Origin of the sequence: Polyangium mundeleinium, assembly GCF_028369105.1 — a bacterium.
In the GTDB taxonomy this organism is placed as follows: Bacteria; Myxococcota_A; Polyangia; order Polyangiales; family Polyangiaceae; genus Polyangium; species Polyangium mundeleinium.
The window spans coordinates 1,576,272-1,590,999 of the sequence record NZ_JAQNDO010000001.1 but is presented as its reverse complement, the minus strand read 5'-3'; the positions used below and the strand labels follow the sequence as shown (position 1 = coordinate 1,590,999).

The following is a 14,728-nucleotide window of genomic DNA, read 5'->3' as shown; positions in this document are numbered from 1 at the left end:
GTCCAAGGCGGCGTTCGTTCCAACATTTGGAGCGATGCGCTCACGTTTCTGGTGGTAAGAATCCAGCGCATGTCGGCCTTTGGCACCCCCCGAGAGCTCGCGCTGGTCGCCTTCCTGGTCGGGCTCGTGGTCATCCACTCGGTCGTCCCGCGGATCGGCGAGGCCATCGGCGGCTTCTTCGACCGGAAGAAGGGGGGCGGAAAGACGAGCCGCTCCGAGGGCGCGGGCTGAACGAGCGCGGACTCACCCCCCGCCCTTGCGTTCTGCATTTGTAGAACGTTGCGTCGGGGGAGGGGGGACGCCGCGCGTGAAGCGGGCCGGCGCGCGCGACGCGAGGCGCGAATGGCGGCGCGCGCGGTCTCCCGAAAAACGTGGTAGGGCTCCGCCCGTGCAGACGCGCACGCGCAACGCCCTCGTGTTCGCGGCCGCCGCGGTGGTGGTCGTCGCGGCCGTCGCCTGGGTCTGGCAACGACGCGAGATGGCGCGCCCGCTGCCCGGAACACTCGACGCGATCCCCGAAGGCGCGCTCCTCGTCGCGACGGCCGACCTCGGCGCGCTGCGGCGCTCGGACGCCTTCGCGCCCCTGCTCTCCGAGACCCGCGAGATCCCCGGCCTCGGCAAGGTCCGCGACGTCTGCGGCACAGACCCCATGGCCGGCCTCACGGAGCTCGGCGTGGCCGTGCCGGCCGCCGGCGGCGACGGCGACTTCGGCCTCGTCGCCTCGGGCGCCATCGACCCGGACGCCTTGCTCTCCTGCGCGAGCAAGGTCATCGAGGCCCGCGGCGGCCGCTCCGTGGTGAACCCGATCGGCGCGTTTCGTACGGTGCGCGACGCGAGCCAGTCGACGAGCGGCGCGGAGATCGCCGTGCGCGAGGGCGGGCCCATCCTGCTCGGCGCGGGCAGCTACCTGCGCGCGATGATCGACGCGGCGGAGGGCCGCGTGCCGAGCGCGCGCGCCGACGGGGATCACACGAAGCTCGCGGCGGAGGCGGGACCCGGCGCGCTGCGCGTGACGGTGGTGCTCACGCCGGAGCAGCGGCGCACGTTGCTCGAAGAGATCGCGCTGAACGGTGCGCAAGGCTCGCCGGCGGCGTCGGTCGTGGGCTTGGGGCTCTCGGTCACGATCGGCGAGCGCGTGGGTTTGTCCGGGGTCGTGGCCTGCGACGCGGCGGCTCCGTGTGCCGATCTCGCGCGAATTTTCGACGGCAAACGGACCGCGCAGTCGGGCGACCTGCTCGTGCGCCTGATGGGCCTCGGGCCGATCCTCGAACGCCTGCGGATCGGCGCGGAGGGCCCGCGCATTTCGGCGCGCGTGGACATGTCGACGGACGAGGCGACCGAGCTCGTGACGCGCGTGATCGCCTTGCGCGCCGCGGCAGGGCGGCAAAGAGGCCCGGTCGAGCAAGAGCCGCAGCCCCCGCCGCCGCAGGCCCCGCCGCCGAAGCCGCACTGAATCTTACGGCGGCGTCCGTTTTTCGAGTGCAACGAACGGCACGTCACTCGATTAGACTGGCGCCGCCATGACTACGCCGAACGACACCATTCCTTCCCGGCTCTTCAAGCAAGCCGAACGCAGGCCCGACGCGCCTGCCCACCACATCAAATCGGGCGGCGTCTACCGGCCGAAGAGCTACCGGGAGCTCGCGGACGAGGTCAAACGCCTGGGCAAGGCGATGATCGCGCTCGGCCAGGAGCCGGGCTTCACGGTGTGCCTCCTCGGCTTCAACCGCTCCGAGTGGGTCGCCTTCAACGTCGCAGCCATGGCCGCGGGCGGTGCGCCCGCCGGCATCTACACGACGTGTTCGCCCGAGGAGGTCGCGTACATCGTCCACCACGCCGAGAGCCAAATCGTCCTCGTCGAGGACGCCGGGCAGTGGGCGAAGATCGAGAAGATGCTGGGCGAGCTGCCGCACCTCAAGCACGTCGTCACGATGCGAGGCGCGCCCTCCATCGATCATCCGATGGTCTCCTCGTACGAGCAGTTCCTCGACAAGGGGAAGGACGTCACCGACGAAGCGTTTTTCGCGCGAATCGCCGCGCTCGAACCGCAGGGACTCGCGACGTTGATTTACACGTCGGGCACGACGGGCCCGCCGAAGGGCGTGATGCTCTCGCACCAGAACCTCGCGTGGACCGCGGACACGGCGCAGCGGCTCGTGGGCGGCACGGCGCAGGACTGCGTGCTCTCGTACTTGCCGCTCTCGCACATCGCAGAGCAGATGTTCACCATCCACGGCTGCATCACGATGGGCGGATCGGCCTACTTCGCCGAGAGCATCGAGAAGGTGCCGGACAACCTCAAAGAGGTGCAGCCGACGCTCTTCTTCGGCGTCCCGCGCATCTGGGAGAAGTTTTACGCGGGCGTCCAGGGCAAGCTCAAGGACGCCAAGGGCGCGAAGAAGGCGCTCGTCACGTGGGCGATGGACATCGCGCGCGAGGCGACGGCGGTGAAGATGCGCGGCCGGCAGCCCGAGGGCGCGCTCGGGCTCCAGTACAAGCTCGCGCAGAAGCTCGTGTTCGCGAAGCTGAAGGCGGCGATCGGCCTGTCACGCGCGCGCACGTGCGTGTGCGGCGCCGCGCCCGTGTCCAAGGAGATCCTCGCGTTCTTCGCGAGCCTGGACATCCTCGTCTCCGAGGTCTACGGCCAGAGCGAAGACACGGGCCCGACCACGTTCAACCTGGCGAGCAACATGAAGCTCGGCGCAGTCGGCACGCGGATCAACGGCATCGACGTGCGGATCGCCGAGGACGGCGAGATCCTGGTGAAGGGGCCGAACGTGTTCCTCGGCTACTACAAGGAGCCGCAAGCGACGGCCGATACGCTCCAGGACGGCTGGCTGCACTCGGGGGATCTCGGTCAGTTCGACAAGGACGGCTTCTTGTCGATCACGGGTCGCAAGAAGGAAATCATCATCACGGCCGGCGGGAAAAACATCGCCCCGAAGAACATCGAGGCGGCCCTGAAGAACCACCCGCCCATCGCGGAGGCCGTGGTCATCGGCGACCGGCGCAAGTTCCTCACGGCGCTCGTGGTGATCGATCCCGCCGCCGCCAGCGAGATCGCGGGCTCGCCCGGGGCAGATCCGGCGAAGCTCCGCAGCGACCCCACCGTGGTGGCCGCGGTCCAGAAAGCGGTCGACAGTGTGAATTCCACGCTCGCTCGCGTGGAGACCGTGAAGAAATTTCACATCCTCGACCAGCCCTTCACCATCGAGCGTGGTGAGCTCACGCCCACCTTGAAGCTCAAACGCCGCGTGGTTTACGACAACTACGCCCGTGAGATCGACGGCATGTACGAGGGCGCGCACGACGCCTGACGCAGCAACGAAACCCCCGGGCGCCTCCACTCCGTGCTAACGGAGCCTGCGCCATGCACGCTGTCACCTTCGACTTCGGACAGACCCTCGCCGCCCTCGACGCGGACCTCACGGTTTCGCGCCTCGCCGAGCGGAGCCTAACGTTCGACCCCCAACGAATCGAGGCCGCCCTCCCCGACGCATGGCGCGTCTACGATGACGCCATCCATCGCGGCCTCGGCGGTCATCCCTGGAAGATCTTCATGCGCGCGCTGCTCGAACGCGCGACCTCTTCGCCGCTCGACGAGGAGGCGCTCACGAGCGCCGTGGATTTCCTCTGGTCCGAGCAGCCCCGGAAGAACCTCTGGCGGCGCCCGATCCCCGGCATGCTGGAGCTCGCGGAGGACCTCTCCGACGCGGGGGTGCCCGTGGGCATCATCTCGAACTCCGAGGGCCGGCTCGCCGAGCTCGTCGCGGAGCTCGGCTGGGACGATCGGTTCCTCGTGATCGCCGACAGCGGTCGGCTCGGCATGGACAAACCCGGCCGCGCGATCTTCGCGTGGACCGCGGAGCGGCTCGGCCGGCCGCTCGATCGGGTCGTGCACGTCGGCGACTCGCTCGCCGCCGACGTGGAGGGCGCGCTCGACGCGGGGATGCGCGCGGTGTGGTTCCGCGGAGACGCGAAGCGCGCGCTCGGCGAGCGGGCGCGCGTCGCGAAGGACGCAAGCGAGGTGCGGCGGGCGCTCGTCGAGTTCGGCCTGACCGCGGTCGCCGAGCGTGTGCCTACTCGAGCTTCGACCCGGCCTGGATCCAGGCAGCGATCGACTTGATCTCGGCGTCCGTCAGCGGCTCGCCCGAGAGCGGCATGAGGCTCGTCATGTCCGCGCGTCCTTCACACGCCGGATCCACCTTGCAGAGCAGGTAACTCGCCGCCGGTTGACCCGGCACCACGCGTTGCGCGCCCGTCTGCACGCTCGGCGCGTTGATCACGTTCGCGAGGAACGTCGCCGGGTTGGGGGATAGATCCAGATCCCCCGCCTTGTCCGTGCTGTCGTGGCACTTCGACGTCGCGCAGCGCGAGCCCATGAGCGTGCGCACGCTCCCCCACGTGCCGGCCGTGTTCGGATCGGGCGCGTCGGGGTCGGGGGGACAATTTCCGTAGTCGATCGGGTCGAGGGCCGACAGATCGCCCTGCAACGTGTCCGGCTTCATGCCCCGGATCCAGCACCACACCGCGCGCGTCGAGAGCGCGGTCCACGTGCGCTGGAGGAGCGGCATGCGCGGGCCGTGTTTGTCCGAGAGCAGCCGCTTGTAGAGGTAACTCCGCCCCGGATCACCCGGCGCGATGAGCGACCACGGCGTCGCCGACGGATGCGCGTTCCCGTTGCCGTTCGCGTCGCCGACGCGCACCCGATCGAGGTCGGTCACGCGTACGTCGAGGAACCCCTTCAGCGACGGAGGCGACGCAGCGAGGTTCACGATCACGCTCGTCGGCGAGCCTCCCGCGACGAACGACGCGCCGTCGAGGGGCACGCTGAGCACCTCGGCGCCAGCGTCGTCGAGCCTGCGGATGCGCGCGCCGTTCGCGTCGAGCGAAGGCGGCGCCGAGGCGAGCCGTAGCTCCACGTTCGCCGGCGGGAACGGCGCGTTCTTGTCGAGGACGACCTGCAGGATCTCCCGCTCTTGCCCGCCGATCACGAGTTTGTCCCCGGGGCGCTCGCACTCGTCGGGCACGAGGCTCGGCTCGGCCGCCGTGATCTGGCAGGGCGCGTTCACGAGCGCGAGCATGTCCTTGACGCCGCCGAGCTCGGGGTACTGCCGCGCCGAATGGCACACGCCCTGGTTGAGCGAGCACGTCTGCGCGACGCCGAGCGCGTGCAGCGATGCGATGTTCGGGTAGATCGCCTCCGCCGGATCGTCGCTGCCGCCCGCGCCGCCGCCGTTCCCGCCGCCGCCGACGCCGCCGCTTCCGCCGCCGCCGCCGTTTCCGCCCGCGCCGCCGGTGAGCTCGACGTCCTCGTCGGCGCCGCACCCGACCACCATCGCCAGGGCGATCGAGAGTGCCCCGATCGCCCTGGTCGCCCGTGACAAACCCATCCTGCTCGTCCTTTCGACGCTTGGGGCTGCGCTCGGACAAGCCGAGCTACGCCCCAAGCCCCTTCGACGCTTAGGGCTGCGCTCGGGCAAGCCGAGCTACGCCCCAAACCCCTTCAACGCTCGGGGCTGCGCTCGGACAAGCCGAGCTACGCCCCAAACCCCTTCCGTCACTGCTTCTTCGCGGTGATCGTATCCGGACCGCAGGTGATCGTGTACGGCGCGCCGATCTGCCCCGCGACGAACGTCACGTATCCGCACGTACCCTCGTACGAGATCTCCGGCGGCGTCAGCTTCGGCACGTCGGTCGCGTCCCGGGGCACGACGCCGCCGAGCATGAACTGCGGCGCCGCGACGAGGACACCGCAGAACGAGCGCAGCTTCGCGTCGAGGCCCGCGAGGTTCGTGTCCTCCAGGGTCGTCTTGACGAGCGCCTCGATCTGCGGCTTCTCCGCGACCGGCTCGACCCACGGCTCGCCGAGGAGACGATCCTTGAGCGCGATCACCGCGTCGCCGATCGTCGCGCCCGTCGTCGCCTGCGCCCTCGACACGATCTTCGCGATGAAGTCGTTCCCGCCGAGCGGCTTGCACGCGCCGTACGTCGCCTCCCACGAGAGCCGCCCCTGGAAGTCGAGCCCGCGGAAGCCCGGCTCCGCGTCCTTCAGCGCGAACCCGATGGCGAGCTGGAGGCTCTCTTCCGAGTTGTCCTGCGGATACTCGCTGTAGCTCGGCCACTCCATGGCGCGGTGCAAGCCGCGGCGCAGCGGGCGCGACGAGATCGCGAAGACGCCGTCGGCGGGGCTGTTGCCGCGCCGGCCGATGTCCTTGTCCGAGATGGTCCACGGATCGAAGAGCCGCGGCACCTCGTAGGCCGCGTTGCCGCAGCCCTCTTCCGGCGCCTTCAGGTTGAAGGCCGGATGCGCGAGGATGTCCGCGAGCAGCTCGCGCAGCGAGAAGTGCGACGCGACGAACTTCTCCGTGAGCCCCATCAAGATGTCGCGTTGCACCTCGGTGCGCGGGAAGTAGTTCGCGATCGTCAGCCGCGTGCCCATCACCTCGGCCCACACGACGTCGACGATGTTCTGCGCGACCATGTACGCGAACGCCTCGTCCGGATCGGCGAGCTCGCCGCCGGGCAGACGCACGAGCCCGTGCGCCGCGAGCTGGTCCACGCCGCGCTTGAGCGAGCGCTCGAGGTCCCACACGCTCGCGCGGCGGCCCTTGTTCGGGGCCTCCGGCGTCGATCGGATCGAGCCGAAGTACGTGTCGACGCCGAGCGGATCGTCCTCGGTGGGCGCGCGGAAGCTGCCGCACGCGTTGCCGCTCCAGCCGTAGGGCGCGCTCCCGCCGCCGTCGGCGACGCCCCAGTAGCGCAGCATCGACAGCGCGCGCATCTCGTCCGTGCCCTTCGTCTCCTGCTCCTCCTCGGGGTGCACGCCGGCCGAGTTTCCGTAAAGCGCGACCTCGAAGAGGCCGGGCACGGGCCACGCCCGGTTCAGCGACGGATCGTCGCTGTACGTCACGGAGAACTCGCTGTTGTGGCAGGTCAGGCACACCCGATCGCGGTGGAGGTAGGCCCGCTCGAAGATCGCGCCGAAGTTCTGCCGACGCGCGCGCTCCATCTCCAGTTCGCCCACGTTCGCGCCCGAGTACGGCTGCGACATCATCGCGAAGAGGTTCCCGCGGTACACGGGCGAGAGGTCGTCGAGCTCGAGCGCCGACGAGAGGAGCTGGTTCATCGTGAACCCGGGGCTCGGCGGGTTTTTCGTGGTCGCGTCGTTGTCGCGCACCCACGCCGCGAGGTTGCCGTTGTCGAAGGCCGTCGCCGGCGGCGAGCCGTAGCACTGCTGCAGCGACTTCGTCTCGATGCGGTTCACGCGCAGCGTGTCCATGAAGAAGTCGCTCCACCGCTGCCGGAACGCGTCCTCGCGCATGAGCGCGCGGGCCACGATTTTGCGCGCGTTCACGAGGTCGTCGCCGTAGGGCGGCAGCGCGCCGCCGAGCTCGCCGAACTTGCCGGCGGCTTCGAGGTCCGCCTTGCGGATCGCCGTGATCGCGTCGGTGTACGCGTTCACCTCGGCCTGGCCCCACGGCTTGCGGCCGCTCACCGCGACGATCGCGCGGCGCACCCACGCTTGATCACTCGCCTGGCACTCGGTCCACACGTGCTGCGGCGTGTGCGGCCTCGGATCACCGCCCTCGCCGCCCTCGCCGCCCATGCCGCCCTCACCGCCGCTGCCACCGCTGCCGCCGACGCCGGGGCCCGTCGGCTCGGGCGGGTCCGTCCCACCCCCGCCGCATGCGGGCACCGCGGCCATCGCGGCCGCGCACGTGATCACGAGGGTGAACGTCGAGAGCCCGGAGAAACGCTTGGTCTTCATGCCACCACCCCCAGCTGCCGCTTCTGCACGAGGAGCGCGGCCTCGACCTCGGTCGTCGCGCCCGGCACGTCGGAGACGTTGAAGCTCTCCTGCGCGAAGGGCCAGATGCCCAGCGAGAGGAGCGCTGCCATGCGGTTCTCCTGCGGCGTCGAGGCGACCGTCGCGCGCCCGTCCTCTCCACACGCGCCGAACACGCCCTTGCCCGAGGGCCGCACCGGCCCGCCGATGAACACCACCGGGAAGCCATACGGCCAGTGGTTTCTCCCCTGGCTGCCTTGCTTGAACGGCGTGCGCCCGAACTCCGTCGTCAGCACGATCAGCGTCTTGTCGAGGTCGAGCTTGGCCGGGTTGTTCTCGCCGGGCGCGTTCACCACCGAGAGGAGCTGCCGCAGCGTGTGCGACAGGTTCCGCGCCTGCGTGAACGAGTTCTCGCCGTGCGTGTCGTACCCGCCGCCGCCGTCGGCCGAGAGCAGCCCCGTGTCGACGATACACACGTACCTCGCAGGCACCGTCGGGTGCCGCAGCAGGTGCGCCGCGAGCTTGAGGTTCATCGTCATCGCATCGGTGCCCGCGTTGTCCCCGCAGTTCGAACCGCCGATCTTCGTGAAGAACTGCGGCTCGAGCACGCCCGAGATCGCCTGCGCATTCGCGATGGAGCTCGACGCCGCTTCGAGCTCGCCGAGGCGCGGCGCGCGCAGCGGACCGCCTTCCCCTCTCCAGCGCAACCGCTCGTGGTACCGATCGATGTAGCCTTGCATCAGCGCGTCGTACTGCGCGCGGTTTTGCCCGACGGTCCCGCGGGCGAGCAGGCTCGTGAGATCACCGGCCGCATCGACCTTGATCGCGAGCGGACGCGCCGCGCCGGGGTGCATTCCGATCGACACGACGCTGCGGACGTTGTCCGTGGGCAGCCCGTTCGCGCCGTTCGACATCAGCGCATACGAGTAGGGCGCGCGCCCCGGCGTGTTGAACCGTTCGAGGAAGTAACGCTGCACGTGCGCGCCGAGCCCCGAGAACGCCGGATGCCCGAGCCCGCGGCCGCCGAGCATCATGGGAATCGCGCCCTCGTGGGGCTCGAGGTCGTGCGCCGAGACGGAGACGCGTGTCCGTTCCATCACATCGGGCCGCTCCCGCAGGGGCATCACGAAGGGCCCGAGGTGCACGGCTTGGCCCATCGAGTCGGCCGCGAAGGGCTCGGTCAGCGGGCCTTGGAACGCACACTGGTCCACGGCCGCCTGCACGTGACCCGACTTCAGGTACGCGTGCCACTGCGTCCCGCTCGCCTCTCCGAGCGAGGGAACGCAGTAAAACGACTCGTACTGGCTCACGCCGCCGTATAGAAAAATCTCGAGGATGTTTTCGGCCTGCAGCTCGAGCGGCAGCATGGCCCCCTCGGCTTCCTTGGGCACCTCTCCGAACGCGCGCGCTTGGCGCATGCCCCAGAGCGATACGCCGAGGCCGCTGGCCGCCGTCGCGGTGACGAGACCTGCGCCCTTGAGAAAATCGCGACGCTTCACGTAAGCCTCCAAGTCGAACGTGCCGGGACGAACCACGCCGCCCGGCACGTGTCTACGTTCTCTTGCGCGGAAAGGGTGGTCAATCAAGTTTTCAACGTCCACCCGGAACGGTTTTTTAAGCGGCTTCGTTGGTGCCGCAACGTTACGCGTGCGCGACCGTTCGTTCCGATGGGAGCGTGAAATGCCGTGCCTATTGAAGCTACGCGAAGGGCCGCGACGACAACGTGCTTGGGCGCGACGACAACGTGCTCGGTGGTGCCCGGCGGCTCGGGGTCGTGGAAAATCGCGACCGACGGGAAGGGTTTGCATTGCGCATTCCCGGGGTCGCCTTGACGCACCCCAGCGCGCCTCCTAGCATCCGCGCCGATGTCGCGCGTCTTTTGGCCCTCGTCCCTCGCCCTCCTGCTCGTCGGCTGCGCCGGCGCCACGCCGCCCGCCGACGCGCCGCCGCCCGCGGAGGCGAAAGCCACGCCGGCCGAGGCGTCCCCCGCGCCCGAAGCGAAGGCCGAGCCCTCGGACAAGGGAACGGACGTGATCGGAGCCGAAGCCCCGGCGGGGAGGCTCGAACCGACCGAAATTCAGAAGGTCATCCGCGCCAACTTCAAATCGTTGCAGGCCTGTTACGAGGAGGGGCTGAAGAAAAACCCGAACCTCGGAGGCCGGATCGCGATCAAGTTCGTCATCGGCAAGGACGGCAAGCCCGGCTCCGTCGGCGAGGAGACGCCTGCGACCTTGCCCGATCCCGACGTCGTGAAATGTGTCCTCGCGGCCGTCGAGACGCTGACGTTTCCCACGCCCGAGGGTGGCGTCGTCAAGGTCGTCTATCCGATCATGTTCGCGCCGGCCGGCGGCGATGCAATGAGCAATTGCAAGAAATCCGCCGAGGAGAAGGACGGCATTCGCACGGTGTCGATCGTCTGCGACAAGCAAACGCTCAAGGTGACGGACATGCCCGTGCGCGCCGTGGACGAGAAATTCGCCGACGCGATCCTGACCGGATTCGAGCAGCAATCGCCGAAGATGCGCCGCACCCGCGGCAAGCCGACGATCGCCGACAAGCCCTGCTACACCACGCTCATCGACGGACAAACCTGGGTCTCGACGTTGCTCGTCACCGAGGTCACCCCGGGCCGCGCGCTCGTCGTGTCCTGCCTCGACGAGACGGGCGGGATCAGCTCCGGCCGGTGCGATGCGCTGGTCGAGTTCATCGTCAAGCGCGAGGCCACCGCGCCCGCCACGCCCTCGCCCTCCCCCACGCCGAAACGACCGATGCCCACGGGGACGGCCACGGGCGGCGGCTTCTGACGGTTTTCCAAAGCTTGCCGCCTCGGGCGTACCCCTGTATGCTCGGGCCCATGTCCGCGCCGATCCGCGCTCCGCGCCGCCTCTTCCTCCTCGGCGCCGCGCTCCTCGCTTTTGCCGCCGGCTGCAACCTGAAGACACGCGGTCCCGCGCTCGCGGCCTCGGCGCAGGCGCCCGCATTCTCGCTCCCGTCGCACACGGGCGAGACCGTCACCCTGGCGAGCCTCACGCAAAAAGGCCCCGCGGTCGTGGTGTTCTACCGCGGCTACTGGTGACTGTATTGCCGTAACCAGCTCGGGGAGCTGGTAAGATTGCACGATCGATTCCGGAGGCTCGGCGTGGGCCTCGCGGCGATCAGCGTCGATTCCGAGGAAGATTCGCGCGAGTTCGCCGAGACGCTCGGCGCGCGTTACCCGCTGCTCCGGGACGACGGGTTGAAGACCGCGCTCGCGTACGGCGTCGCCATGCAGGGCCAGGACATCGCGGTCCCCGCGCTCTTCGTCATCCTGCCGGACGGACGTGTCTTCTTCCGGCAAATCGGCGAGAGCATCGCCGACCGGCCGAGCACCGCCGAGCTGCTCGATATCGTCGACCGCGCGCTCGTCGAATCACGGCGCGATTGAGCGGCCGCTCCCTGCGCGCCTGCGCCCTCGAAACGCCGCGAGCGCGCCGAGGAGGAACATGAATCCCGCCGCGCCCTCCTCGCCTTTCACCGCGCACCCGCCGCAGCCGCTCGGCGCGTGCGCGGGCGCGGCCGGCGTGTTCTCGGCCGGATCGGCGGTCGTGCTCGGAGGAGGCGTCTCTGCGGGCTCGTCCCGAGGCGGGGTCGCCGTGACGCCGGGCGGAAAGGGCCGCTTTCCATCGGCCGGATAATCGACCGACACGCTCTTCCCGTCGTCGAGGGCGTAAACGACCTTCACGAGCCGGGCGACGAATACGCCTGCTTCGAGCTTCTCGACCCGGACGACGTCGTGCATGCCCTTCACGGGCCAGCGCACGGGCACGAAATGCTCCGGGTGGATCGTGACCCCTGACGAAAGGATCCCCTTTCCCTCCTCGAAAAACGCTTCGAGGGCCGCCCCCTGGAACTTGCGCACCGAGGAGGCCTCGAAGTCGGACTTCTTCATCGCATAGATGACGGGCTGGACGTACTTCCCCACGATTCGCGGCATCCCGCCGAGCACGCAGAGCTCGGGCATGGGCGCGCCGAACGACGTCGTGTACGGATGCGCCAGGAACACGTAGTCGGGGAACTGCGAGGCATTCTCCAGCTCGAACGTGTATTCGACGCGCTTCTCCCCGTTGGGGATGAGGTCGGCCCGCGCTTCACGGGAGACAAGGAGCCCGAGCGAAGCCAGAAAAAGCAGGGCGGTACGTCGTGTCGTCACGGATGGGTGCTCTCCTCCGCCCATCCTACACGAACGCCCTGCCCCGTCCCCGGCCGAAAACTTGTCCCACGCCCCGCGTACGTGAGACCCCCCTCCCCATCATGACGATCCCCCGCTCGCAGGCCGAGCTCGTCACGCTGCGCAAGCTCGCCCAGGATCTGGCCGCTGCGCGTAAGGAGCGTCCGACGAGCGTCCACCTCCTCGCCGCCATCGCCTCGCGTGAGGGTCAGGCCGGCGAGCTCTTGCGCGAGCGGCGCCTCGACGCGGACGCGCTCCTCAAAGCCGGTCGTTCCTTCGACGAGGACACGCCCGATCCCCTCGCTCGCGCCACCGTCGCGGCCCGCGAGCTCGGAAAGCGCGCGCCTCTCGGCGAGCCGAACCCCCTGCACCTGCTCCTCGCCCTGCTCGCGGATCGCACCTCCGCCGCGCACCGCGCCCTCGTCCAGGCCGGCGTGGATACGGGGCGGCTGCGCACGGCGGCCATGCAGCTCTCGCTCGGGGTCGTCGCGGCCCGGCGTGTGCCACAAGCCGCAGGCGGCAAGACCACGGAGGCCGAGCCCCGGCCGGCCCCGCGCGCTCCCACGCGCATCGACCTCGACAAGCCCGCGCCCATGCCCGCGAAGCGGCCGACGGGCACGGGCGTGACGGTCCCGCTCTTCCCGCCGCCGGGTCGGCTCGGCCAGGAGCAACGTCCGCCCACGAAGGCGCCCACGGTCACGCCTTCCGCGGCGCAATCCCCGCCGCCGCCGCAGGCCACCGCGACCGCGACGCCGATCCCGCTCCCCACGCCCGCGACCGCGAAGCCGGCCGAGAAGGACCGGAAAACCAAGGCGCGCGAGCCCCTCGCGCTCGGGCCCACGATTCCGGAAGGGCATCCGCTCGCGCTCGATCGGGCGAAGACGCCGACGCTCGCGGCGCTCGGGAAAAACCTCACGCTCGCGGCGTGCCTCGGCGAAATCGAGCCCGTGATCGGTCGGGACGCCGAGGTCGACGCGACGCTCGACATCCTGGCCAAGAAAAACCAGAATAGCTGCCTGCTCGTGGGGCCGGCCGGCGTCGGCAAAACCTCGGTCGCGCGGGGCATCGCCGAGCGCCTCGCCCGCGAGGCCGATCGGGACCCGTCCGCGGCGCGGCTCTTCGTCGAGGTCGCGGTCTCCGAGCTCGTCGCCGGCACCGGGACGCGCGGCGCGCTCGCCGAGCGCATGAACGCCATTTTGCGCGAGATTCGCGAGGAGGGGCGCGCCGTCATCCTCTTCGTCGACGAGATCCACGAGCTCTTCTCCGGCGGCCTCGACGAGGCCACGGCCGAGATCAAGCTCGCCCTCGCCCGCGGCGATCTCCGCCTCGTCGGCGCCACGACGCCCGAGGAGCACCGGCGCGCGTTCGAGCCCGATCCCGCGCTCGCGCGGCGATTCTCGGTCGTCGAAATCGAGGAGCCGGACGAGGCATCGGCCTTCCTCCTCTGCAAACAGGTTTGTCAGGGCCTCGGCGCTCACCACGGGCTCGGGTACACGGACGAATCCATCGCGTCCGCGGTCTCGTGGTCGGTGCGGTATCTGCCGGGCCGCGCCTTGCCCGACAAGGCGATCGGGATCCTCGACCTCGCCGGCGCGCGCGCTCGCCGGCGCGCCGGGGCCGGAAAACTCCAGCCGGTCGGGCCCTCCGAGGTCGCCGAGGTCCTCGCGAGCCTCGCGGACATCCCCGAGGAGCGGCTCCTCGAGACCGACCGCGAGCGCATGCTCAACCTGGAAACACTGCTCGCCGATCGGGTCGTCGGCCACACGGCGCCGCTCGCCCGCATTGCGAGGGTCCTGCGGCGCAATGCCGCGGGCATTCGCGCGGATCGTCCGCTCGGCACGTTCCTTTTGCTCGGACCGACGGGCGTCGGCAAAACGGAGACCGCGAAAGCCATCGCCGAGGCGCTCTTCCATTCGGCCGACGCGATGACGCGGCTCGACCTCTCCGAGTACAGCGAGGCGCACGCGACGGCGCGGCTCATCGGCGCGCCGCCCGGCTACGTCGGGCACGAGGCCGGCGGCCAGCTCACGGAGGCCGTACGACGCCGCGCCTACCAGGTGATCCTGCTCGACGAGATCGAAAAGGCGCACCGCGACGTGCTCGAAGCGTTCCTGCAGGTCTTTGACGAGGGCCGCATGACGGACGGCCGCGGCCGAAGGGTCGATTTCACGAACACGGTGATCGTGTTGACCTCGAACCTCGGCGCGGCCGAAGCCGGGGCCCTCAAGAGCGAACGTTCGGTCGGGTTTTCCCGCAGCAGCGCGACGCAGGTTTCGCCGGACAAGCTCGAATCGACGATGCTCGCCGCCGCGCGCGGGGCCCTGCCGCCGGAGCTCTACAACCGCATCGACGAGGTGCTGGTTTTCGGTCCGCTCGGCAAGGCCGAGGTGAAGGAGGTCGCGCGCAGGCTGCTCGCGGCGCTCGGGCGTGGGCTCGAAGAAAAGGGCATCCGCCTCGACGTGGAGCCGGCCGTGCTCGACGTGCTCCTCGCGGAGGGTGGGTTCGACGAGGGGCTCGGCGCGCGTCCGATGAAGCGCGCGATCATGCGCCACGTCGAGGCGCCGATCGCCGAGATGATCCTGCGCGGCGAGCTGCCTGCGGGATCCGTCGCGCTGCTCTCGGCCGATCGAGGGCAGATCGTCGTCGACGCGGTGGACGAAGCCGCCGGCGAGCTGGCGACGGGCGCTTGAAGATCACCGCCGCCCCTCTCCCGGGAGGGAGAGGGGTTGGGG

The 14,728-nt window shown here is 69.9% G+C and carries 12 protein-coding genes; 8 read left to right on the top strand and 4 right to left on the bottom strand.

Going from position 1 to position 14,728, the window contains the following annotated elements; translation table 11 throughout:
* The first annotated feature begins 69 nt into the window (after positions 1-69).
* The 4 genes from POL67_RS06585 to POL67_RS06570 all read left to right on the top strand — a co-directional run bounded on the left by POL67_RS06585 (position 70) and on the right by POL67_RS06570 (position 4,126).
* Positions 70-231, top strand: a complete 162-nt coding sequence (locus tag POL67_RS06585; protein WP_271916216.1) for a hypothetical protein — start codon at positions 70-72, stop codon at positions 229-231.
* 157 nt (positions 232-388) lie between these two features.
* Positions 389-1,453 (top strand): hypothetical protein, encoded by a 1,065-nt coding sequence (locus POL67_RS06580; RefSeq protein WP_271916215.1) that lies wholly within the window; start codon positions 389-391, stop codon positions 1,451-1,453.
* Between the two features lie 67 nt (positions 1,454-1,520).
* Complete coding sequence (locus POL67_RS06575; RefSeq protein WP_271916214.1) at positions 1,521-3,317, top strand: AMP-dependent synthetase/ligase; 1,797 nt, start codon at positions 1,521-1,523, stop codon at positions 3,315-3,317.
* Positions 3,318-3,370: 53 nt separating this feature from the next.
* Entirely contained in the window at positions 3,371-4,126 is a 756-nt protein-coding gene (locus tag POL67_RS06570; protein ID WP_271916213.1) for an HAD family hydrolase, read from the top strand.
* Here POL67_RS06570 and POL67_RS06565 read toward each other — a convergent pair.
* The 3 genes from POL67_RS06565 to POL67_RS06555 all read right to left on the bottom strand — a co-directional run bounded on the left by POL67_RS06565 (position 4,080) and on the right by POL67_RS06555 (position 9,288).
* The gene (locus tag POL67_RS06565) at positions 4,080-5,393 is read right to left on the bottom strand and encodes a hypothetical protein (protein WP_271916212.1); all 1,314 of its coding nucleotides are present in this window, start codon (positions 5,391-5,393) and stop codon (positions 4,080-4,082) included. The two genes, POL67_RS06570 and POL67_RS06565, sit on opposite strands and share 47 nt — an antisense overlap.
* A 167-nt stretch (positions 5,394-5,560) precedes the next feature.
* Complete coding sequence (locus tag POL67_RS06560; RefSeq protein ID WP_271916211.1) at positions 5,561-7,771, bottom strand: hypothetical protein; 2,211 nt, start codon at positions 7,769-7,771, stop codon at positions 5,561-5,563.
* Positions 7,768-9,288, bottom strand: coding sequence for a DUF1501 domain-containing protein (locus POL67_RS06555; RefSeq protein ID WP_271916210.1), 1,521 nt, complete (start codon positions 9,286-9,288; stop codon positions 7,768-7,770). The genes POL67_RS06560 and POL67_RS06555 overlap by 4 nt, the downstream gene beginning before the upstream one ends.
* 366 nt (positions 9,289-9,654) lie before the next feature.
* On the opposite strand from POL67_RS06555, the gene POL67_RS06550 reads away from it, so the two are divergent.
* Genes POL67_RS06550 through POL67_RS06540 form a run of 3 tightly spaced genes read left to right on the top strand, consistent with a single transcriptional unit; the run spans position 9,655 to position 11,213 of the window.
* Positions 9,655-10,593 (top strand): AgmX/PglI C-terminal domain-containing protein, encoded by a 939-nt coding sequence (locus POL67_RS06550; protein WP_271916209.1) that lies wholly within the window; start codon positions 9,655-9,657, stop codon positions 10,591-10,593.
* A gap of 50 nt (positions 10,594-10,643) precedes the next feature.
* Positions 10,644-10,865 (top strand): thioredoxin domain-containing protein, encoded by a 222-nt coding sequence (locus POL67_RS06545; RefSeq protein ID WP_136933684.1) that lies wholly within the window; start codon positions 10,644-10,646, stop codon positions 10,863-10,865.
* Positions 10,866-11,213, top strand: a complete 348-nt coding sequence (locus tag POL67_RS06540; protein WP_271930757.1) for a peroxiredoxin family protein — start codon at positions 10,866-10,868, stop codon at positions 11,211-11,213.
* On the opposite strand, the gene POL67_RS06535 is transcribed toward POL67_RS06540, so the two are convergent.
* Complete coding sequence (locus POL67_RS06535) at positions 11,199-11,978, bottom strand: hypothetical protein (RefSeq protein ID WP_271916208.1); 780 nt, start codon at positions 11,976-11,978, stop codon at positions 11,199-11,201. The genes POL67_RS06540 and POL67_RS06535 overlap by 15 nt on opposite strands.
* A 101-nt stretch (positions 11,979-12,079) precedes the next feature.
* Between POL67_RS06535 and POL67_RS06530 the strand changes: the two genes are divergently transcribed.
* On the top strand, positions 12,080-14,686 hold the full coding sequence (locus POL67_RS06530; RefSeq protein WP_271916207.1) for an AAA family ATPase: 2,607 nt from the start codon (positions 12,080-12,082) through the stop codon (positions 14,684-14,686).
* The last annotated feature ends 42 nt before the right edge of the window (positions 14,687-14,728 follow it).